Origin of the sequence: Halovenus salina (assembly GCF_026410925.1) — an archaeon.
GTDB lineage: Archaea > Halobacteriota > Halobacteria > Halobacteriales > Haloarculaceae > Halovenus > Halovenus salina.
In genome coordinates this window covers 1,240,673-1,261,825 of the sequence record NZ_CP112972.1, presented here as the reverse complement: position 1 = coordinate 1,261,825, position 21,153 = coordinate 1,240,673, and the positions used below count along the sequence as shown (strand labels likewise).

At 60.0% G+C, this 21,153-nt stretch carries 17 protein-coding genes; 2 read left to right on the top strand and 15 right to left on the bottom strand.

What is annotated here, in order from left to right; genetic code table 11:
* Window positions 1-3 precede the first annotated feature (3 nt).
* Window positions 4-408, top strand: coding sequence for a MaoC/PaaZ C-terminal domain-containing protein (locus OSC37_RS06365; protein WP_267163760.1), 405 nt, complete (start codon window positions 4-6; stop codon window positions 406-408).
* Window positions 409-421: 13 nt separating this feature from the next.
* Here OSC37_RS06365 and OSC37_RS06360 read toward each other — a convergent pair whose 3' ends face one another.
* Entirely contained in the window at window positions 422-1,567 is a 1,146-nt protein-coding gene (locus tag OSC37_RS06360) for a CaiB/BaiF CoA transferase family protein (protein ID WP_267163759.1), read from the bottom strand.
* A 107-nt stretch (window positions 1,568-1,674) separates the two neighbouring features.
* On the opposite strand from OSC37_RS06360, the gene OSC37_RS06355 reads away from it, so the two are divergent.
* On the top strand, window positions 1,675-2,349 hold the full coding sequence (locus tag OSC37_RS06355) for a sensor domain-containing protein (protein WP_267163758.1): 675 nt from the start codon (window positions 1,675-1,677) through the stop codon (window positions 2,347-2,349).
* A gap of 11 nt (window positions 2,350-2,360) precedes the next feature.
* Here OSC37_RS06355 and OSC37_RS06350 read toward each other — a convergent pair whose 3' ends face one another.
* The 14 genes from OSC37_RS06350 to OSC37_RS06285 form a co-directional block, all read right to left on the bottom strand.
* The gene (locus tag OSC37_RS06350) at window positions 2,361-3,215 is read right to left on the bottom strand and encodes an amidohydrolase family protein (protein ID WP_267163757.1); all 855 of its coding nucleotides are present in this window, start codon (window positions 3,213-3,215) and stop codon (window positions 2,361-2,363) included.
* An 82-nt stretch (window positions 3,216-3,297) separates the two neighbouring features.
* Window positions 3,298-4,335, bottom strand: a complete 1,038-nt coding sequence (locus OSC37_RS06345; protein WP_267163756.1) for a branched-chain amino acid ABC transporter permease — start codon at window positions 4,333-4,335, stop codon at window positions 3,298-3,300.
* A gap of 69 nt (window positions 4,336-4,404) precedes the next feature.
* Window positions 4,405-5,325, bottom strand: a complete 921-nt coding sequence (locus OSC37_RS06340; protein WP_267163755.1) for a branched-chain amino acid ABC transporter permease — start codon at window positions 5,323-5,325, stop codon at window positions 4,405-4,407.
* Window positions 5,318-7,357, bottom strand: coding sequence for an AMP-binding protein (locus OSC37_RS06335; protein WP_267163754.1), 2,040 nt, complete (start codon window positions 7,355-7,357; stop codon window positions 5,318-5,320). The genes OSC37_RS06340 and OSC37_RS06335 overlap by 8 nt, the downstream gene beginning before the upstream one ends.
* Window position 7,358: 1 nt before the next feature.
* Window positions 7,359-8,192 (bottom strand): ABC transporter ATP-binding protein, encoded by an 834-nt coding sequence (locus OSC37_RS06330; protein WP_267163753.1) that lies wholly within the window; start codon window positions 8,190-8,192, stop codon window positions 7,359-7,361.
* Entirely contained in the window at window positions 8,193-9,323 is a 1,131-nt protein-coding gene (locus OSC37_RS06325) for an ABC transporter ATP-binding protein (protein WP_267163752.1), read from the bottom strand.
* Between the two features lies 1 nt (window position 9,324).
* Window positions 9,325-10,590: an ABC transporter substrate-binding protein gene (locus OSC37_RS06320; protein ID WP_267163751.1), complete on the bottom strand. Its 1,266-nt coding sequence runs from the start codon at window positions 10,588-10,590 to the stop codon at window positions 9,325-9,327.
* Window positions 10,591-10,771: 181 nt separating this feature from the next.
* Window positions 10,772-11,416 (bottom strand): class I SAM-dependent methyltransferase, encoded by a 645-nt coding sequence (locus OSC37_RS06315; RefSeq protein WP_267163750.1) that lies wholly within the window; start codon window positions 11,414-11,416, stop codon window positions 10,772-10,774.
* A 6-nt stretch (window positions 11,417-11,422) separates the two neighbouring features.
* Window positions 11,423-12,457, bottom strand: a complete 1,035-nt coding sequence (locus tag OSC37_RS06310) for a tyrosine--tRNA ligase (RefSeq protein ID WP_267163749.1) — start codon at window positions 12,455-12,457, stop codon at window positions 11,423-11,425.
* A 51-nt stretch (window positions 12,458-12,508) separates the two neighbouring features.
* Window positions 12,509-17,992 carry a CARDB domain-containing protein gene (locus OSC37_RS06305; RefSeq protein ID WP_267163748.1) on the bottom strand — a complete coding sequence of 1,828 codons (5,484 nt, stop codon included), beginning with the start codon at window positions 17,990-17,992 and terminating at the stop codon, window positions 12,509-12,511.
* A 392-nt stretch (window positions 17,993-18,384) separates the two neighbouring features.
* A complete protein-coding gene (locus OSC37_RS06300; protein WP_267163747.1) occupies window positions 18,385-19,227 on the bottom strand; it encodes a DUF7289 family protein in 843 nt (280 codons plus the stop codon).
* Window positions 19,224-19,685: a DUF7266 family protein gene (locus tag OSC37_RS06295; RefSeq protein WP_267163746.1), complete on the bottom strand. Its 462-nt coding sequence runs from the start codon at window positions 19,683-19,685 to the stop codon at window positions 19,224-19,226. The genes OSC37_RS06300 and OSC37_RS06295 overlap by 4 nt, the downstream gene beginning before the upstream one ends.
* Window positions 19,685-20,566, bottom strand: a complete 882-nt coding sequence (locus OSC37_RS06290) for a DUF7261 family protein (protein ID WP_267163745.1) — start codon at window positions 20,564-20,566, stop codon at window positions 19,685-19,687. Before OSC37_RS06290 ends, OSC37_RS06295 begins: the two co-directional genes overlap by 1 nt.
* Complete coding sequence (locus OSC37_RS06285) at window positions 20,560-21,153, bottom strand: DUF7288 family protein (RefSeq protein WP_267163744.1); 594 nt, start codon at window positions 21,151-21,153, stop codon at window positions 20,560-20,562. The genes OSC37_RS06290 and OSC37_RS06285 overlap by 7 nt, the downstream gene beginning before the upstream one ends.

The window sequence follows — 21,153 nt, the reverse complement described above, 5'->3', positions numbered from 1 at the left end:
GAGATGAGTACATCGGAGGAGAACGCCTATCCGCCACAGGTGGGCGACACGCACACCTACAAGCGGACATTTACCGTCGAAGAGGTCCAGCAGTTTACGGAACTGTCTGGCGACGCACAGCCAATCCACACCGACCCCGACGAGGACGGGCGGCTGATGGCCCAGGGGCTGCTGACAGCGACGCTCCCAACGAAAATCGGCGGCGACCTCGAAGTGTTGGCCGGCCGGATGGACATCCGGTTCGTCGAGCCGGTCTACACCGGCGACCGCATCACCTGTACGTGGACGAACGAGAGGGTCGAGGAACACGAGGACCGGTATTCGATTACTGCCGATGTGGTCTGCACACGCGAGGAGACTGAGGTGTTGCGGGCCACAATCGAGGGGCTCGTCTGGAAAGAGCAGTAGTGAGGGTGGGCGTTCAGACGACTGTCCCGTCCGCTCGAAGCTGTTTCAGCTCGTCCGTGCTGTAGCCAGCCTCGCGGAGGACCTCGTCGGTGTGTTCGCTGTGTGCAGGAACCGACTCGTCGTGTTCGGGAAGCCCACTGCCACAGCCGGGGAACCCGACGCGGGGAGGGGCCGCGCCCGGTCGCTCGACGATTCGGTCTGCGATCTGTGGGTGGGCAAGTGCCTCAGTCGGTGTGAGCACCGGCGCGACTGGCACCTCCTCACTCAGCGTCTCGACCCACTCCTCGCGGGGCCGATTCCCGAACAACTTGGTCAGTTCGTCTCGGAGCGCGGCTCGCTCAGCCGCGTCGTCGGTGCCGTGGACATCGACGAGAGCGGGCCGGTCGACCTCGTGACAGAACCGCTCCCAGAACGTCGCTTCGAGCGCCCCGAGCGTGACGTGGCGGCCGTCGGCCGTCTCGTAGACATCGTACCATGGCACGCCGCCCGTCAGCGTCGTCTTGCCGGGTCGCGGGTCGCCGCTGCCGAGTGCCTCCCCCGCGACGGTCTGTGAGAACGACGCAACGACGTCGGTCATCGAGACATCGACGTAGCCGCCGCCGTTACCGAGTTTCTGTGAGAGAACACCCCCGAGAAGCGACAGCGCCGCCATCAGCCCGCCGGCCATGTCGGCGACCTGATAGCCCGGGAGCTGTGGCCTGCTCTGCTCGTCTTCGCGGGTCATATCGAGCAGTCCGGCGAATCCGACGTAGTTGATGTCGTGACCGACGCGGTCGGCGTCGGGGCCGGTCTGGCCGTAGCCCGACAGCGAGCAGTAGACGATGTCGTCGTTGTACTCACGGAGATGTTCGTAGTCGACGCCCAGCCGGTCGACGACGCCCGGACGGAACCCTTCGAGGACGGCGTCGGCGTCAGCAACGAGTTCGTAGAAGGCCTCTCTGCCGGCGTCGGATTTCAGGTCGAGCCCGACGCTTCGTTTGCCGCGGTTGACTGCCTCGAACAGCGGCTGCTCCCCGAACGACAGCCCCCGCGCCGGGTCGCCGACGGTCGGCTCCTCGATTTTGACGACATCTGCACCCATGTCGGCAAGCAACTGTGTCGCGTATGGCCCGGGGAGAATCCCGGAGAGGTCGAGTATCCTGACGCCGTCGAGTTGCATGAGTTGTCAGTCGGCCCTTCGAATGTTATACCTTGCCATGCATGCTGTTTCGCCGCCTGAAACTCGGAATCACCTCTTTTGAGACTTCTACTCGTGACTAGTACACAATGAACCACTCTCGAACCTCCGGCGGCTCGTTACTGAGCGACGTGTTCGGCGTCGTCGCGGACGCACAGAGCTACAAGAACATCGCGTATCTGTTCCTCGCCTTCCCGCTTGGATTGTTCTACTTCGTCCTGTTAACCGTGGGATTCTCGCTCGGACTCGGACTCTCGGTGTTGTTGGTCGGTCTGGTCATCCTGCTCGCGACGGTCATCGGCCTCCGGGCCATCGCCGCGTTTGAGCGCCGCCTCGCAAACAGTCTGCTCGATGTCGACATCGCGGACCCCGACGATGTGGATGTCCGCGGCGACAGCATCGTCGAGACGGGAAAGGCGTACCTCCGTGCCGCCTCGACGTGGCGCGGGCTCGGCTTCGTATTCCTGAAGTTCTGGGTTGGAATCCTCTCCTTTGTGTTGCTGGTGTCGTTTCTCGGGGCCGCGGTCGACCTCGTCCTGGCTCCGGTTGCTCCGGATGGCGCGTTCAACGTCCAGATAAACAACTGGTATCCCGCCCGTGCCGTCGACACGCCAGCCGAGCAGGCAGTCGGTGTCATCGGCGGCCTCGGGCTGGCTCTCCTCGCGATGCACCTTATAAACGCTTTCGCCCGGGTCAACGCACAGATTGCGGCGGCACTGCTCGGCCCGGAGGACTCCGATAACAGGGCTGCGAACACACGCTGACCGGGCCGGCCTCACTCCGGCAGTCCAAGATACTCCCGTGCCGTCCGGTAGAAGAGGTCCCGGCAGGTCTCTTCGGGGAGGTCTCGTCCGAGCAGCTCCGCCCGCTCCTCTCGGTAGGGGTAGGGGATGTTCGGCAGGTCGCTCCCGTACATAATCGATTCCGAGAGCTTGACGAACGTCTCGTCCGGAATCGAGCCGGGGTCGAACCCCATCGTCTGCTCGGCCTGCGTCGACATCGCGAACGTGGTATCGAGGTAAGCGTTGTCGTACTCGCGAGCGAATTCGACGAAGGCATCTGTCTCGTAGGTGCCCATGTGGGCACAACAGACCCGCAACTCCGGGTAGGAGTCGAGCAGCTCGGCGAACAGCTCCGCGCCGACGTAGTGGTTATCCTCGAACATCGGGGCCGTGCCGCCGTGGTAGGTGATCGGCGCGTCGTACTCGGCGGCGACCGCCAGTGCCTCCTCGATACGTGGGTCGGCGGGCGCGACCTCCTGAACCGGACAGTGGAACTTCAGCCCGCGTGCGCCGGCTTCGAAGGCCTCACGGACGACGTTGCCGACGTCCTCGTCTTCAGGGTGGACGGTTGCGAACGGAATCAGCATCTCCGAGACCTCGGCCTGTTCACAGAGCCAGCTGTTCAGGTCTCGGGCCATCTCCGGACGGTGGACGTAGGGCAACGCGACGTAGGTCTCGACGCCGGCCTCGGCCAGTATCTCCTCGACGGCCGACCGGGCGACGGGATGGTCGAACTCCCAGCCGGCCTCCTCGGTCAGCACGTCGCGGATGGCCGACATGAGCCCCTCCGGGAACAGATGTGTGTGTGGGTCTATCGCCGGCGCGAACGTGTCTTGGTCGGTGTCCATTGGTGTCGTGTCTGTGGTTTTCTCTCGTGTTTGAAGGAAATAGGTTACTGGTAAACGAACGAGTCGAATCGATGCCTACGTCTTAGTAGGCGTATGGCCACTTGCGTAAATACTCCTTTAACTGCCCGAGTGCGGCCATGAGCCCCTTGGGCTCGACGATGAGCACCACGATGATAATGATGCCAAAGAACATCGGTTCGAGTGCCGTCCCCTCGGGGAAGATGTCGATGAGCGTCTGCAGGATGTAGTGGTTGAGGAGTTCGACAGTGGTGACACCGAGGATGACTCCCCAGACCCGGCCCATCCCGCCCAACAGCAACATCATGTAGTGCAGCAGGGTGATATCTATCGAGAAGAACTCCGGCGTGATGAAGCCGATATAGATGGTATAGAGTGCGCCAGCCACGCCGACCATGAAGCCGCCGATGGCGTAGGCGAGCAGTTTGTTCCGGAAGCGATTGATGCCGAGCACCTGCGCCGAGAGGTCGTTCTCGTGGAGCGCACGGAACATCCGCGCGATGCCTGTCCGGCTGAGATTCATCGTCAGCAGCGCGAACACGGCCAACATCACGAGCGCGAAGAAGTACTCCTCGTTTGCCGACCCAATGGTCAGGGCGTCACCGACGAGCCCGATTTCGCCGGGCATCGACTGCTGTGTGCCGCCGTGGATGACCTCGAACTCGCCGCGCCGGAAGAAGAACTGGACGGCGATAAACTGCAGTGCGAGCGTCGAGATGGCGACGTAGAACCCCTTGACGCGGCCGGCCGGCAGACCGAAGGCTGTCGCGACCGACGCGGTCATGAGTCCGGCAATCAACATCGCCGGCAAGAGCCCAAGTCCCGCCTCGTTGACGACGCGAGACGCGGTGTAGGCACCGATTGCCATGAACGCTCCCTGGGCGAGGACGATCTCGCCGGCGTAGCTGAGCATCACGTGCAAGCCAAGCACCGCGATGCCGAAGATGAACACGAGCGTGAACACCGAGACGAGTTCGCCGGTCAACACGAACGGCGCAATCAGTGGAATCGGCAAGCCGAGGACGAGCGCCACCCGCTCGATGCGCCAGCGAATCAGCCCCATCCGCTCCTCGTAGGAGGTGAAATACTCACCGGATGGCATCGTACTCACCTCCCTGTGCAACAGTAGTCGACGGCCGATTCCGCCAGTGGTGTCGTTTTGCTCTCATAGTTACAACCTCTCTATCCGTTCAGTTCCGAACAGTCCGTACGGCATCACCACGATGACCACGAGCAGGAATACCATCGGCAGGACCGAATCCAGTCCTGGCATCAGGAACTCTTCGAGATAGACGCCCAGCTCCTGGAGGATGCCGACGACGAGCCCGCCGATAAACGCTCCTGGAATGCTGTCGAGGCCGCCGAAGACGACGGCCGCGAAGACAAGAATCGTGATGTCGCCGATGGTGAACCCTGCACCGCCAGAGGACATCGCCAGCAGGATACCGCCGATAGACGTGATGGCGATAGACAGCGCCCACGCGACGACGATTGTCCGCTCGATTGAGACTCCGAGCACCATCGCCGCCTGCTGGTCACTCGCGCTCGCGCGCAGAATCGAGCCCATCACGGTGTACCGGAAGAAGGCCATCAGCCCGGCAACTGTCAGCAGTGCCAGGATGACACCGAGGATGAACGGAGCCTGGACAGAGGTGTCATACGGCAACGTGATACTCCAACTCGGCTGGAGCGCCTCCGGGTATGCCCGGTACTGCGAGCTGATGAAAAACCGGATACCACCGTCGATGATGCCGATGAAGGCAAGCGTGACGATGACGACCGATAACACCGGCTCGCCGATGAAATATCGGAAGACGAGTCGCTCGAGTGCGACGCCGAGTAACGCGCCGATGACGACAGTGAGCAACAGTGCCGCAAACACCGGCACCTGTACGTCGAACAGCCAGAACGGCACGGATGTCGACAGGACGACGACGAGGAACGCGCCCAACAGCGCGAACTGTCCCTGCGCGAAGTTCAGCACGCCCGTAATCTTGTAGATGAGCGCGAAGCCGATAGCAACCAGTGAGTACAGCGCGCCGATACCGACACCGGTCACGAGCACACTGAACAGGCCGGCGGCGTCAACCATCGACACCACCTCCGTCGGCCATCGCCTCCTCGACTGCCGGCACGTCGATGACCGACATCTCGCCGTGTTCGACCGATTCTCTGCCGTCCTGGTAGGTGATTGTCACGTCCATCTCGACTGTCTCCTCTCCGGCGTAGACGCCGTCGATGAGTTCTTGGTACCGGTTGGTCACGATTTCGCGCCGGATCTTGCCGGTCCGTGTCATCTCGCCGTCGTCGGCGTCGAACTCCTTGAACAGCACGACGAACCGCTCTATCTTGTGTTCGTCGAGTTCTTCGTTCGTCTCCTCGACGACCCCGCGAATCAGCTCCAGTACCGGCTCTTTCTGTGTCAGGTCCTGGTAGCCCGCATACTGGATGTCGCGCTGGTCGGCCCACTCCGCGACGTTGTCAAAGCGGATGTTGAGAACCGCCGACAGCGACTCCCGGCCGTCACCGACGACAAGTGCCTCCTTGATGTAGGGGTTGAATTTCAGCTTCGTCTCGACGCTTATCGGTGCGATTGCCGAGCCATCGTCGAGTTCGAGCACGTCGTCCATCCGGTCGAACACCTTGACGTGGCCGTCGTCGGTGATGGCTCCGAAGTCGTCGGTGTGGAGCCAGTCTCCTTCGAGTGCTTCCTCGGTCTTCTCGGGCTGGTTGTAGTAGCCCGAGGTGACCACGGGACCGCTGACGACGAGTTCGCCCTCCGGCGTGATGCCGACCGTGACGTTGGGGAACACCTCGCCGACGGTGTCGACCTGGATATCGTCGTCGCGGTGCATCGTCACGAACCCACAGACCTCGCTTTGCCCCCAGATCTGTTTCAGGGGAACACCGAGCGCGTGGTAGTACTGGAAGTGTTCTTCGCCGAGCGGGCCGCCGCCGGTGTAGACGTTCTTGGCCCGCTTGAGGCCGATTTTGTCGAGAACCGGCCGGTAGACTGTCCAGTATCCGAGCCAGTGTTGCAACCGGAGCGAGGCAGGCGGCTCCTGGTCGCGTTTGTCGCCGCTGACGTACTCGGCGTAGCGCTTGCCGATGTCCATCGCCTTCTCGTAGAACTTCCGCTTCAGCCAGGAGGTGTTCTCAATCTGGGCTTTGATGTCGGCGACCCAGCCCTCGTAGGCCCCTGGCGACGAGAAGATAATCTCGGGACCAATCTCGCGCAGGTCCTCGCTCTCTGTCTCTGGTTCCTCGGGGAAATTCGCCGTCCACCCGCCAAGGAAGGCTGCTGCCATCAGTATCATCTGCTCGCCAATCCACGCCATCGGCAGATACGAGAAGTAATCCGACCCCTCTGGCAGCGGGTCAATCTCGATTGCCGCGTTTGCGAGGTTGACGAAGTTGAAATGCGAGAGCTTGACGCGTTTGGGCATCCCCGTCGTCCCCGAGGTCGGCGGTAACATCGCCGGCGACTGCGGGTCGAGGTCACGGATACGCGACTCGAACTCGTCGGCCGACACGTCGCTGTCGGCGCGGTCCTTGCCGCGCTGTTCGACCTCCTCGTAGCTGATGACCGGGACAGCGGTGTCTTCGTACCGGAACATCCCTTTGTCGTCGCGATAGATAATCGCCTCCAGCGAGGGCGAGCGGTCGGCGACCTGCAACAGCTTGTCGACCATCTCCTGGTCCTCGGCGTAGGCAACTTTTGGCGACAGCAGTTCGAGCTGGTCACCGATGCCCTCCGGAAGCGTGTCCTCGTAGTTCGGTGCCGCCATCCCGCCCATAATCTGGGCGGCGAGCCACGCCCAGAGCTGGTGGGGCCGGTTGTAGCCGATTGTAAAGAGGATGTCGTCCTCCTCGAAGCCGAAGGTCTCCAGCCCGAGCGTGATGTGTCTGACACGCTCGTAGTACTCTTCCCAGTCGTACTCCTCCCAGATACCGTACCGCTTCCAGCGGAGTGCTATCTCGTCCCCGTGTTCCTGGACGTGGTTGAGCATGATTTCGGGGAGTGTGATATCCTCGATGATGTCGATGTCACCCTCGGGTGCGTGCTCGACTCGCTCGACGTTGACGCCTTCCTCGACGCCGAGTTCCTCGTCTGCACTCGCCATCTCACTCCACCCCCGTGTAGATGCGCTGAACCTCGGGGTCGTCGACGACGTCGTCGGGTCGCCCGCGGGCGATGATAGCGCCCTGGTCGAGGACGACCATCCGCTCGGAGACGTCGGTGACCACTTCGAGGTCGTGTTCTATCATTACCATCGTCATCCCCTCTTTCTCGTGGAGGTCCGCGAGAAAGCGGACCATGTCGTACTTCTCGTCGAAGGTCAGACCGCTCATCGCCTCGTCGAGCAAGAGCACGTCCGGTTCCAGGGCGAGCGAGCGCGCGAGGTCGACCCGCCGCTGGATGCCGAGCGGGAGACTTCCGATGGTGCTGTGGCGGTACTCCCAGAGTTCGAGGTAGTCGAGAATCTCCTCGACACGGCGCATGTTCTCGACCTCTATCTTCCGGCCGCCGCCGGCGTAGAACAGAAGCGCCGACAGCAGGTTCGGCCGCTCTTTTACCGCCCGCACGGTCATCACGTTCTCTAAGACATCCTCGTCCTCGAACAGTTCGAGGCCCTGGAAGGTCCGTCCGAGCCCTTTTCGAGCACGCTTGTAGGATGGGTCACTCGTGACATCCTCGCTGTTGAGGAATATCTTGCCGCCCGTGTCAGGGTCATAAAAGCCGTTCAGGACGTTCAGAAGCGTCGTCTTCCCCGCGCCGTTCGGGCCAACAATGGAGATCCACTCACCCTCGTCGATAGCGAGGCTTACGTCGTCAACGGCGGTGATTGCCCCAAACGTCTTCGTCACGTTCCGACAGCCGAGTACCGCCTCTTCTGGCGGGAACTGTGGTCCCTCCCGGATGCCGACTCCCGACTGTGAGACACTTTGTCCGCTCATCTATTTCCACCTCTTGCGTATCTTGTAGTGTTGTATCTCCGAGTAGCGGCTCTCCTCGGAGCTGGTGCCGAGGTAGAACTCCTTGATCTCTTCGCGGTCCATCAACACGTCTGCCGGGTCGTGGAGTTCGACCTGGCCGTTCTCTAAGACGTAGCCGTAGTCGGCGACCTCCAGGGTCTCTTTTGCGTTCTGGTCGGCAATTATCATCGTAATATCCTCTTCGCGGTTGATCTTCCGCAGCGTCTCGTAGATATCGACGACCAGTTTGGGCGCGAGCCCCAGCGACGGCTCGTCGAGCAACAACAGGTTGGGACGGTGAATCAGCGCCCGCGCAATGACGAGCATCTGCTGTTCGCCGCCGCTGCAGTAGCCTGCCTCCGTATCGAGTAGCTCCTCCAGCTTGGGGAAGTACTCGAAGGCGATATCGTAATCTGATTTATCGTAGCGGATACGACGCCCGCCCCTGTAGAGACCACACCGGAGGTTCTCCTCGACTGTGAGGTCTTCGAACACGCGCCGCCCTTCGAGGATGTGGGTCACGTTCCGGTCGACCATCTCGTTTGTCTTGGCGTTAGTGACATCGTCACCCTCGTAGTAGACCGAGCCACGGGTCACCTCGCCGCGCTCGCTCCGGCCGATACCGGATATCATCTTCAGTATCGTCGATTTACCCGCGCCGTTGGGCCCGAGCAAGGCGACAATGTCGCCACGGTCTGCGCTCATCGACACGCCTTGGACTGCCAGGAAGTTCCGGTCGTAGACGATTTCCGCGTTGTCGAGTTCGACAACCGGGGGTTCCTCGATGTGTGCCCGGTCGGAGGCGACTGCTTGTTTGACAGCAGCGCTGGCATCGTCTCCCGGGCCAGCGTCTCCCAAGACACTATCGGCGACTAGCTTGGCCGTGTGGTCCCCGGGATAGCCTCCGGTGTCGGCAAGTTCGACCTGTCTGTCGTCACCATCGAGACCGTCTGCCGAGGCCGTCCCTGCAATCACTTGTGAGGGTCCCTCGGCGTAGGTGACGACGACTGTCCAGCCTGGCTCGCTGGTGATGTTCTTGACACTTACCTCACCGCCACGGAGACACTGATCTGGAAACTGGAGACTGCTGTCTGGCGAGTTTCCCTTGCTCATATTATGGCAGCCATTCCGTGCGGCGGGGCAGTTCTATCTCCTGGTCGGGCACCATCTCGCCGTCGTTGACCTCGTAGGTCTGCCCGAGCATTGTCGCCCGGCGGTCCTCTTCCTGATAATTCAACGTGGTCGGGAGCAGCCCTCGTGCGTCGAATTCGTCCATCTCGATCAGCTTCTCGCGGACGGCCGGCCCCGACTGGATGTCGCCGCCGTCGTCGTCAACGCGCTGGAGCGCCTCGACAGCGAGCAACGCGTGTGCCACACCCCGGACGTAGTTGATGTTCGCAATCTCGGGGTCGCTCATGTCGTGACCCTCCCGCTCGAAGGAGTCTTGGATGATCTGCCAGCCGTCTGGGGACTCTGACTCGACCTGATTCCAGGACTTGTTGGTGTTGACGTAGCGGACGCCCTCGAAGGCATCGGCTGCCGTCTGGGCACGGAACTCGTCGACGGTCCAGGTCAGCCCCATCACCGTGATATCGGCACCGAGGTCACTCACCGAACTCATCAACACCTGCATCGGTGCCGCCGTGTTCTGGTGGATGAGGTAGTCGACATCGTTGTCCATCGCCCGCTCGACCTGGGTGTCGGCGGTGTTAGCCCCGAGTTCGAGCGTGATATTGTCTGACACGTTGAGTCCGAGCTCCTCAGCGTAGGCCTCGGTTCCACTGACTGGCGACTCACCAAACGGCGTCGTGTTGTGAATCATCGCGACGGTCGCTCCCGAGTCGTTGTTCGCAATCCACTCGGCGTGGGCGCGACCCTGGCTCGTGTAATCCAGATTGACGAAGAAGTTATACGGCGTCTCGGTATCGAGCAGTTTGTCGGAGTACGAGGCCGAGACATACACAATCTCGTCGCGTGCGACCTCCGAGGCGAGTGCTTCGGTGTCGGCCGTCCCCCAGCCGATGATTACGGGCGGGTTGTCACCCGAGGTCAGGCTGTTGTAGTGGTTCTGTGCGTTTGGCACGTCGTAGGCGTAGTCGACCCAGTCGTGATTGATCTCGAAACTGAGGTCCTCGTTCTCGTTGACCCATTCGAGGGCATCTCTGGTACCCCGTCCCGTCGGCTGGCCAACATCCGAGGTCGCCCCGCTCAGGTCGTGGATACCGCCGACCTGAACCGTATCGTCGCCGCCGCCACCGCCGCCGCCGATACAGCCAGCAAGTCCGAACATCCCTGTCGCAGCGACAGCTCCTGCGCCCCGAGTGAGGAACTGTCGCCGATTGTGCGAATTGCTCCCATTTTTCTTGTCACCATCTCTCATGGTCTATTATCACAATGAGAGGTAACTCATTTATATCATTCGGTGGCAGATACCCGTCTTCCCCCGTTTTTGGTGGCTGAAATTATACTATCATCGGGCCGCAGCACTCTCTAACAATCCTCTCACCGATATCACGCAGACAGAGCCAACGAACGGTCCACAGTGTGGGACAGGATACCCGCTACCGAAGCTCTGCGTAACAGTTTCCGCTGGAGACGTAGCTGTGCGCGACGGTGAGTCCGCTCTCGTGGAGGTCGCGTTCGAACTCTGCCGGGGTGTAGATGTAGTAAAATCGCGGCACTGTCTCGCCGTCGGGAAGCGTCCAGTCCACTGTCGTCTCGAATCCGGTGTCGGCGTCGGCCGGAGCGTCGAACCGGTCATGTGCCGTACTCCAGGCGCTCACGAGTGCGCGGCCGCCGTCGGCGAGCACCCGGTCGAGTTCCCGCAGACTTTCGCGGCGCGTCTCGCGGTCTGGCAGATGGTGGAGTGTTGCCACGTACACCGCCACGTCGACAGCGTCGGTCCCAAGCGGTATCGCGGCGGCGTCGCCGTGGACTAGCGCGCCACTCCAGTCGTCTTCACGCATCTTCACCCGTGCCTCGTCGAGCAGTCCGCGGCTGAGGTCCAGCCCCACTGCCCTCTCGACAACCGTTGCAAGTAACGCGGTGTGGCGGCCGTTCCCACAGCCCAGGTCTAGGCCAACGTCGCCGGAGACAGACGACAGAAAGGCCTCGACCTCCGGCCAGGGGTACGCTCTGGTCTTCGAGAAGTGGCCAGCAATCTCGTCGTAGACTGCCTGAATCTCTCTGCTCCCATCCTCGGTCATCGTTGTCTACTCGTAGCTCTCGGGGTAGGCCTCGGCCAGCAGCTCGGGCTGGCCCGTCAGGCGTTCTCGGACCGGGTCGATGACCTCGGAGATGTACTCGCCGGTCGCGTTCTTGAGGTCTGCAGGGTGGAGCTCCTCGCTCTCGAAGTCGGCTTCGAGCTGCTGGTACTCCTCGTAGACGAGGTCGCCGCCGTACTCCTCTGGACGCTCGACGACGAAGGAGTCGCCGCGTTCTTCGAGCACCGGGAAGACCAGATACCGGACGTATTCGAGGACGCCGTTGTCCTCGACATCGCCCATCGGGCAGTAGGCGTCGTCGATTTTCTCCTGAACCTCCTCGGGTGAGTCGGTGAGATTGACCTTGGACCCCTCCTCGGAGGAACTCATCTTATCGCCGGTCAGACCGGCGAGAAGCGGCGCAAACAGACACACTGGCTTGTCGTGGTCGTGTTCGGGGAGCAACTCGCGGCTGAGCATGTAGATGCCGCGCTGGTCGATGCCGCCGTAGGCGATATCGGCGTCGAGGGCTTTCACGTCCAGTGACTGCATCAGCGGGTAGATGAGTCCGCCCAGATTGGGGCTCTCGCTCTCGCGGACGACCTCGCTTGCGGCCCGCTGTGTGCGGGCAATTGTCGTCTCGGCGGCCATCCGGTACATCTCCAGTGAGTACTCCTCGTCGAGCTGGTAATCCATCCCGCGGACGAACGTGATATCGCCGGGGTCTGCACCCGCTGCCTCGACCATCCCCTCGATTGCCTCCTGGTAGTACTCGACGCGGGCATCGAGCAACTCGAAGGGGCTTTTCTCGTCGTCGAGGTGTGCGTGCAGGTCCGCGACGAGTACGGTCACGTCGAGGTCGGCACGCAGAAAGTCAGCGAGCTTTCGAATCGTCGTGAAGTGGCCGATATGCATCTCGCCGGTCGGTGCGTAGCCGATGTACACCGAGGGGTCGCCGTCGGCGAGCAGTTCTTCTAACTCCTCGGTCTCGACGACCTCTTCAGCGTACCGGGTAACGAGCTCCAGGCGCGTGTCCGTGTCCATACAGTCGCTTTCACGCTGGCTCGAATAAATGGTTTGATACGCCGGGCCGGCTCACTCGGCGACCTCGATATCCTCGATGGTGAAGTCGATGCCCGAGCCGATGCTGCCAAAGTCAGGTCCGCCCGGAAGTGTCCCCGGTAACTCGTTGACGTAGACCTCTTCTCTATCAAACTCTCCCTCAGATTCGACGGTCAACTTCCAGGGGTCGTTGTCCCAGCCGGCACCTGTCGTGTCCCAGAGTATTGTCGTGTTTTCAGTGCCCCCGGGGGCGAGCGTGACGTTGATTGAGGTGAAATTGGCTGGCGATTGATCGACGCCCTGCGCACTCAGGTTCGCGTCGAGCGAGACGAACAGTTTTTTGTCGGTGATCTTGGTGCTTCCGTTGTTCTTTATTTTGACTGGCACCGCAATCGGTTCTCCTGCGTCGACCGCCTGTGACCGCTCTGTTGCCGAGATATCATCCTCTTTGATCTCGATGTCGACCTGCGTGCTGTCCGTCGGATTGATGTCGACTGCCTGCGTGTCGCTGAATCCGTCCTCGCTCTCGACGATGATTTCCTCTGTCTCTGCCGAGAAATCGCTGGGCGAGAGGTCGACAGACACTGTCTCTGTATCGCCGTCCGGAATCGTCCCGGTGTCGATGGTCGTTACGTCGGTCGGCTCGCCCAGGCCGCTGTCGTTGCGTCTGACAATCAGCGTCTGGCTGCCAGCTCCGTCGCCGTCGTTTGTCACCTTGATGTCGACTGTCAGTGTCTCGTCCTCGGTAATCGAGTCGTCCCCATTGTCGGCGTTCGTGGTCACATCTGGTATCTTGAACGTCTCCTCGGCAGTGTTGACATCATCGACAGTCACCTGTTCGCTGGATCTGTTCTCGCTACCTGGTGTCTCCGCACGCACTTCCACGTTGATACTGTCGCCGGTCTTGTCGGTCCACCACGTGAACGTCTCGGTGGTGGATTCACCGTCGGCGAGGGCGACTATCTTGCTGTCTTCTTCCACGCCGTCGACGGTCAACACCACCTGACCGGGGTAGTCCTCATCGGTCCCGTTGACGTTCTCGATTTTGGTTGTGACATCGAGCTGGTCGCCGACTGTGACCGGGCTGTTCGTCGAATCGATGGTGACGTTGAACGCTGCGGTCGAAACTTCTTTTGGCTCGACATCGACGGAGGTCTCTACCATGTCATTTTCCGAGTGGACCGTGACGTCCTCAATGTCGGCGTCCCCGATACCGGTTTGCCAGTCAATCTCGACTGGATCGGCTGTGCTCTCGCCGCCGTCAAGTTCGACCGGATCGCTTGTCGCGAGCGTCTGGTTGTTTCCGTTCTCGTCCTCGTACTCCACCCAGAGCGTCTGTGTGTCCGGTGCGCTGTCGGTGTTCTCGACGTCGACCGAGAACGTCACAGTCCCACCTTCTTCGAACCCATCATCGACGCTGTCGACGCTAACGTTGAAAAACGCCGACTTGTCTTCGACGGTCACTGTCGCTTCCTTCTCGTTACCCGAAGCGACCACACTCAGGTTGTCGGTGTTGATATCACCGTCTAATACACCGGTCGTATCCCAGGACAGGGTTACGTTTTTGCTGTCGCCGCTGGCGAGCTCCTCGCTAGAGGCGTTGACCAGCGTGCTGTCGACGGGGTTGTCGTCCCAGTCGAGCAGCGTCACCGGCACGTCGCCGATTCCCTCTCCCACGTTTTCGACCTTGACGTCTGTTGCCACTATCTCGCCTTCGGCGACATTTTCAGAGCCGTTTATATCGACGGCGTTGATTGCTAGCTCCGGCTCTTTTTCCTCTGTAATTTCCTTGATAAGTCCTTCGAAGATACCCGCGAGTTCCTCGGGGTTGTCGGCCTCGGTGTAGCTGCCATCGCCGTTTCCAGTGACATTGGCAACCTCTTGCAATTCCTCTTTATTGGCGTCAGCGAAGCCGACCGTGTAGAGAGAGAGGTTCAGTGGATTACTACCACTCGTTGCGTTGTACTCGGCCGCGACATTGGTCGGAACAAAATCTGGATCAGGGGAACAAAGAAAACCCAGGAAACACTCCTGAGGGCGATTGTGTTCTCCATCTGTAAGTAAAATCACTATTTGTTCTCTATCAGGATCTGAGTTTCCAACCTCTAAGTCTGTCTTATCCACTAGATGTTCCATCGCCTCTATCATTCCACCACCAATATTTGTATTCCCATTAGGATCTGTCTGTAGAGAACTATTGATCGCGTCAAGATCACCGGTGAGTTCGTGGTAGAAGCTTTGATCCGTGTCGAACTCAAGCGCAGCAGCTCTATCAAGGGTCTCATTCATCTCATTAAGTGCGGTTTGTACTGCTGTTATCCGTTTTTCATCTGGATCATTGTTTGACATTGACCCAGTTTCGTCGATTGCAAATACCACATCTGCGGGGATCCGCGTCCCGTTCCGGGGTTCGACGGTAACGTCCGCTGTGTCCGTCGCGTTCTGCCCGCCAGCTTCGACGGTAATCTCGTCGGTCACCGGGCTGTCGCCGTCGACGAGTCCGATGAGCGTGTACCACGTCAGCGTCAACTGTTGTGACTCGCCTTCGGCCAGCGAGAGTTCACTGGCAGTGACGTTCACGAACTCGCCTTCGAAGTCTTCGAGCGCGACGACTGTCGCTCCGGGTGCTGTTCCTGTGTTCGTCACGTTGACCTCAACCGCGACTGGTTCACCCTCAGTAACCGAGTCGGTCGCCGACTTGATGTCCACGTCGAACGCTGCCTCACCGAGGTCGCGTGGTTCGACGCTGACGTTCCCCACTGTCTCTCTGCCATCGTCAGAAAGCACGGTCACGTTGTGGGTCCCAACGTCCCCGTTGCCCGTCTCCCAACTCATGTTGAAGGTCTTTGTCTCGCCGGTGGTGAGTTCGACAGTCTGCTGGTCTGGGACGCCGAGTGTCTTCAGATATATCGTCTGGTTGTCCTTCTCGCCCGCGTTCGTGACGGTTCCGTTGACGAACATCGTGTCACCCACCAGGACCGGGTCGTCGACCGCCGTGATGTTGACATCGAAGTCAGAACCCTCCGTCTGCTTGTCGACCCCCAGATCGAAGTCGAAGTCGTCGTCGTCGGTCGCAGCTGTGAGCGTGTACGGGTCTGCGTCGGCGTCTCCCGGAATCGTCTTCCATTTGAGGGCGACCTGTCTCGGGCTATCGCTCGGTGCGAGTTCGACCGTCGTGCTGTTGGTCCGGGCGTTGTCGCCGCTGTCGATTTTGTCCCGGTCCAGCGTAATCTGCTGGATCCCCTCTTTTCCGCCGGTGTTGTTCACAGTCAGGGTGATGACTGCGTCTTCTCCTTCTTCGATTGCACCGGCGAGAACTCCGTCACTGACCGTTTTTCCGTTGAACGCGACAGACTCGATGGTGAAGTTCGCGGGGTCACTTGTCGCCGGGTCAACGCTGATGTTGGCTTTGGCTTTGTTGTCAGACAACGGTGCTTTTACGGTCACATTCTCCCAATCCGCCTCTCGTCCCTCTTCTGTCGACCAAGTGAATGTCTCAGTGGTTGTGTTGTTTGGTGAGTCGGGTTCCAGTGTCACCTCTGTCGAATTTATCAGCTCCTCCTCTTCGTTACTGGATGTACTGCCCCAGAGGAACATTGTCTGGGTATCTTCGCTGCTACCGGTGTTGTTGATATCGACACTTACGTCGACCTCGTCGCCTTCGATGGCTCCGGTGTCGTCAACGTCGATGTTCCCAACTTCGAACGTACTGGGTGTATCGACCTGAACCTCCCAGGTCGCCGACGAATCGACGCCGTCGTGTTTCGTTCCGGCACCGACCCAGAACTCGTACACCTCGTCGGCGTTTTCCACGGGGAAGCTGAACGTCGCGCTATCGCTCTGGCCCATATCCGTTCCGACCTGGTCACCCCAGACAATCCATGGATCTGATGGGAGCTTGATACTGCTCTCGCTTTTATTCTTCCTGTCGTAGACAAAGGCGATGGGGGACTCGTTTGCGGTTGCGTTGCGGTACCCCTCGTTCGTCCAGTCGAGTGTCATCTCGACTTCGTAGCCGGGTTCGAGCGCGTCGTTTTTGGGGTTGAGCGTCGGACTCCCTGCGCTGTCGTGGACGAGAGTGCCGGTGTCATTGTAGATTTTCGTCTGGAAGCCGTCGATAACGAAATCGGTCTTGAATTCACCGACGTAATCCTTCGAGTTTTCTGTCGTGTTGACACCGACTGGTGATGTCAGACAACCGTCTGAGCTGCTCCCGCTGAACTCGGTTGCGTTGGGGACAAAATTACGGAAATCGTCGGGGTCGTGCGCATCCTCGGTGGCGACGACACAACTCCATGTGTCTGCTGCGATGCCGAACTTCCCGTTGGATGGGTTGCTTTCTGAGCCGTCGACGACACTGTCGGGAATCATGTCCGTCCCGAGCGGCGCTGCGTGTGGGTCCTCGACGTTCCACCAGCGGCCGTCCGACCCGTTCCACGCCCACCATTCCGGCCCGTTTCCGCGGGTTTTGTTGTTGTAGAGGATGCCGACGGTGTAGTCTGTGGTATGCCACCCGGGATCCGAGACGTTGAACGCGTCTTCGCTCCGATTCGTGACGCTTGCGCTCCACGTCTCGTCGGTCCCGTTATCATAGAGGTCCTGCGCGAACTTGCTGAGGCCGGTGTACGTGACATTCTTCGCATACTCTCGAGACTGATCGATTGTGCGTTGCTCGCCGTAGGTTCCGAGTTTAATCTCGACCACTGGCCTGCCTCCGTCTACTTCACTTGGCTTGTGCAATTTCGGGCTGGCGTCGAGGTCGAGGTTCGATTCGGCGTAGTCTCTCCAACCTTTAGCGAACTCACTCGTGATGTTGAGTGTCACTGTCGCGTTCGCGACGTACCGCCCATCCGGATACTGGCTGCGCATCTGCTGTTCGACCAGCTTCTGTATCGTGTTCGATTCGTTCGACGCTCCTGGCGTCTTCTCCAACGTGATCTCATTCCCCTGTTGGACGAGATCTATCGACGAGATGTCGACAAAGGAAAGTTCGAGCGTCTGGTCGTCGGTTGACAGGTCCGGCGGCGAGACGAGGGACACACTCTCGCCTTGTTTCTCCCAGACTGCGCCGCCCTGGTAGGCTGTTGTCTTCCCGTCGCCGTTCTCGTAGACCAGGCTGCCGAGTGTGATGTTGTGGGTGACGGTTTGATTGTCGGCGCCTTCGAGCAACGCTCCCGGTGTGTCGGTTGCATTCCAGTACGCCTCGTGTGTCTCGATTGTGATGTTTACCGTCCCGTGCTCGGGTTGGGCGTCGATATCGCTCGCGGTCCCGTCGGGGAATGTAATCGCCGTCGATCCTTCGACGCTCTGTTCTGTGAGCTCGCTCACCCGTTTGTCGAACTCCAGAATCGACTGTTGAACCACTTGGTTGTCTGCGTCGTCTGTGATACCCCCGAATGCGAGCATCCCTACCCCGACGAGGACGAGAGCCATGAGAAACACGACCGATATAATCAGAACTGTCCCATAAATTTCTGAGACAGCCCGCTCACCGTCCGGAACCAACTTCCCCCCCATATTATTGGCAACTGTGTTCTTCAGCTATTTAATACTACTGAGTACACTGACCGGTCTTCGGTGTGATTGTCGCTGTTGTCTGGTTCTTAGACCCCATTTTTCGAGTATTTGATTCTACAGAAGTGTTATCTGCTATTTGTCACTTAGGTCACAAATACCTCGTCTCGGCCGGTTTCGGACGGTTCGGTACTTAGACCAGATAGCACACTGTGCCTCAGTGTATTCTAACTTGACATGTCTCCAGATGGATGCCAACCGATGAGGCGAACCATCCCTGCCGTGGCTGGAACAAGCATCGCTGCAGTTACCGGCTGCATCGGTGGTGATGACATGAGAAGCAGTGCTGGCTTGGAGGGGACGCCATCGCCGACTGACGACGGCTTTGTGCCAGACTAGCCCGAAAATCGTGGCTCGATAATATCCAGTTCGATTGTCACAACCCGAACCAGCGTCTGGTCCGCGCTGCACTCGTAGACGTTGTCGGTGAGGTTGTCCCAGCCGCCCTGGTCATCGAAGTACATTCCCCACTGTTCTGGGCCAGCGGTCTGGGTCGTGTTGACGACTACGGAACCCTCGGTAAGCGACTGTTCGCTGTCGACGAGCCGTGCCTCGAAAGTCAGTGACTCGTCTGTGCTCGTGACCGGCGACTCGCTGTTGCCTGCAAGTTCGTCGAACCGGAGGTCAGAGTTGTAGCCGTTTGAGACGTACAGTCCATCGCGCTCGGCCAGTGTGAGATTGACGACGGTGACCAGTGCTGTTTCACTGGAGCCGCTGCGACACTCGAAACTGGGGTCAAAGGCCGGGACGGCGTTCGTCCTGAACACGCCACCGGCCTCGTACCGTACTGTCACGTCGTCGCCCGAGCGGTCGAACCGCTGCTGGAGTGCGTTCACCTGCAGGTCCGAGTAGTCGACACTTCCGTCTCTCGTGGTGACGTTGAGTACCGTCGCGTTCATCCAGACGTTGCTGTTCGAGAACGCGATACTGAAGCTGCGCTGACGGTCCCCCTGTGTCGCCATCGGGTGAAGTGTTGCCGCTGTGGACTCCATCCCGCGCTCGGCGCTTCGGACCTCCTCGACGTCGCTGAGCGTCGACAGCTGAGTTCCGCCCGCAAACGAAATCAGCCCGGTACCGACGATGATAATCGCGAACATGAGCGTGAATCCGATTGCGTCGGAGACGGCCCGATTGGTGTCTGGAGCGCTCCCAGCCTCGCTCTTTTCCCGTCGTCTCATTCACACTCACCCAGCGTTATCTCGCCGTTACACAGGCTGAGGGCCGGCGAATCGCTATTTTCGGGCGACCCGTATTCGATTCGCGTCTCGTTGCCGAGGGGATACTCGGCGGTCTGTTCGTAGTGCGGGGATTCGATTTGAATCACGCTCGGCGTGTCGTAGACATTGCTCTGGTTGCCGGGAACCAGCTTGAAGTTCCAGGAGCGCCCGCCGACGCCCTCCGGATACTCCGGTTCGACAGTGACGTTGACCGAACTCCCTGTCTCGTTGAGCCGGTCGAGCGTGTTTATCTGTGCGGTGAGGTCGCTCCCGATTTCGTCGAACTGCGACTCGGCGACGCGCTTTTCCTGGCCTTCGAGCACTGAGCCGGCACCTATCAACAGCCCCGAGACGAGCACCGTCGTGATGGCGAGTGTCAGCGCGTGCGTAATCGCAATCGAGACCGCCCGTTGGTCCATTACGACCCACCTCCGTACGCTGTGACGTTCGTCTCGTAGCTCACCTGTGGGTCCTCGTAGACGATCCTGAACGTCGGGTTGAGGGTGATGTTGTCCTCGTCGTCGACGCCATCATGCGTCGTACCCGGGGTGGCTGGTGAGCCTTCTACCACCATTTCGAACGTTCCTTCGACATTGCTTCCGTTCTTGAAGAAGACCTTTTTATCGGAGGTATGGTAGGATGCGTCAAGAGTAACGCTCGCACAGGAAGAGTCACCGACGCTAATTTGCCCCGTCCCGTGCGTAAGTACGATATTGAGGGGCGTATCTTCTTTCGCGGTGAAACCGTCGCACTTCGTTGTGCCGTCGACGCTCACTTTACTGTTGGTTATCTCGATTGTAGTCGGACTGCTCGTCCCCAACTCGACTGAGAAACTCCCGCTGATGTCTGTGATTGTGTAGGACATGTACGTGAGATTCGAGGGACTTCCCCCCACGATTGGCTGGTTCGGTCCATCAGGGAAGGTGTCGGTCGCGTTCTGCCAGATAGCGGCCCCCGCGTTCTGCTCGGCATCAATCAGTGTCACGTTCACGAACTGGGCCGAATTCTGTGTCGACACGTTCAGATACTGTTTCACGTACTCCTCGGTGGCGTTCGCCAGCTTGTCCGCGTCGTCGACGTACGGTATCCGCTCCTCGGAGCCGTTGACCATGAATAGCTCCCTGAGGCTGTCCTGTAGCTGTTCGATGTTCCGCTCGGTCTGCTCCAGCCCCTGTCGCTCTTGCTGGGCGTTGACATCCGCCGAGGCGTGGATGTCGTTCAGCAGCACGGCCGAGGCGACAATCGTCAGCGACACCAGGATTGCCGCCGTCAGCAGCAACTGTCCGCGACGGTTCACCATGCAACCACCCGTACCTGGAGGACCGAGTAGAGTTCACTGCTCCCGTTTTGGTTGTGCAGGTAGATGTCGTCCTCGGGGACCTCCCCGAGGTTGTTGTACTGTGTGTCTTCGACACACGCCTCGGACGTGGCGTTGAGCTCGAAGACCGGGTCGCTCTCGAACAGCACCACCTCCCGGGTCACAGTTACGGCCGGCCCTGTCGGAGTCCGCTCTGGACCCAGGGCGATTTCGGTGACGCTCCCGTTCGTATCGGGGTAGTCGATGTACACGTTGTAGTTGGCAGTCTGTTCGAGGGTCCGGTTCAGTACCGTTCCCACCGGCTCAACCGCCGGGTCGGTCGACACCACCCCCTGATGAGGGGTCGTCTCGTTGTCGCCGCCCAGACAGAGGGCCCCCGTTTCGAGTGCGTCGCCGTCGGCCAGGATGTCAATTGTATCCTCTGTCTGCTCTCGTATTTCGACCCCCTGTTGTGGCCCGCCGTCAGTCCAGGGCGCGATACTGACGGCCTGCAATCCGAAGACGAGGGCACTCGCGATGACAATCGTGCCGACAACGCCTTCGAGTGAGTAGGCCTGTCCTCGGTCCAT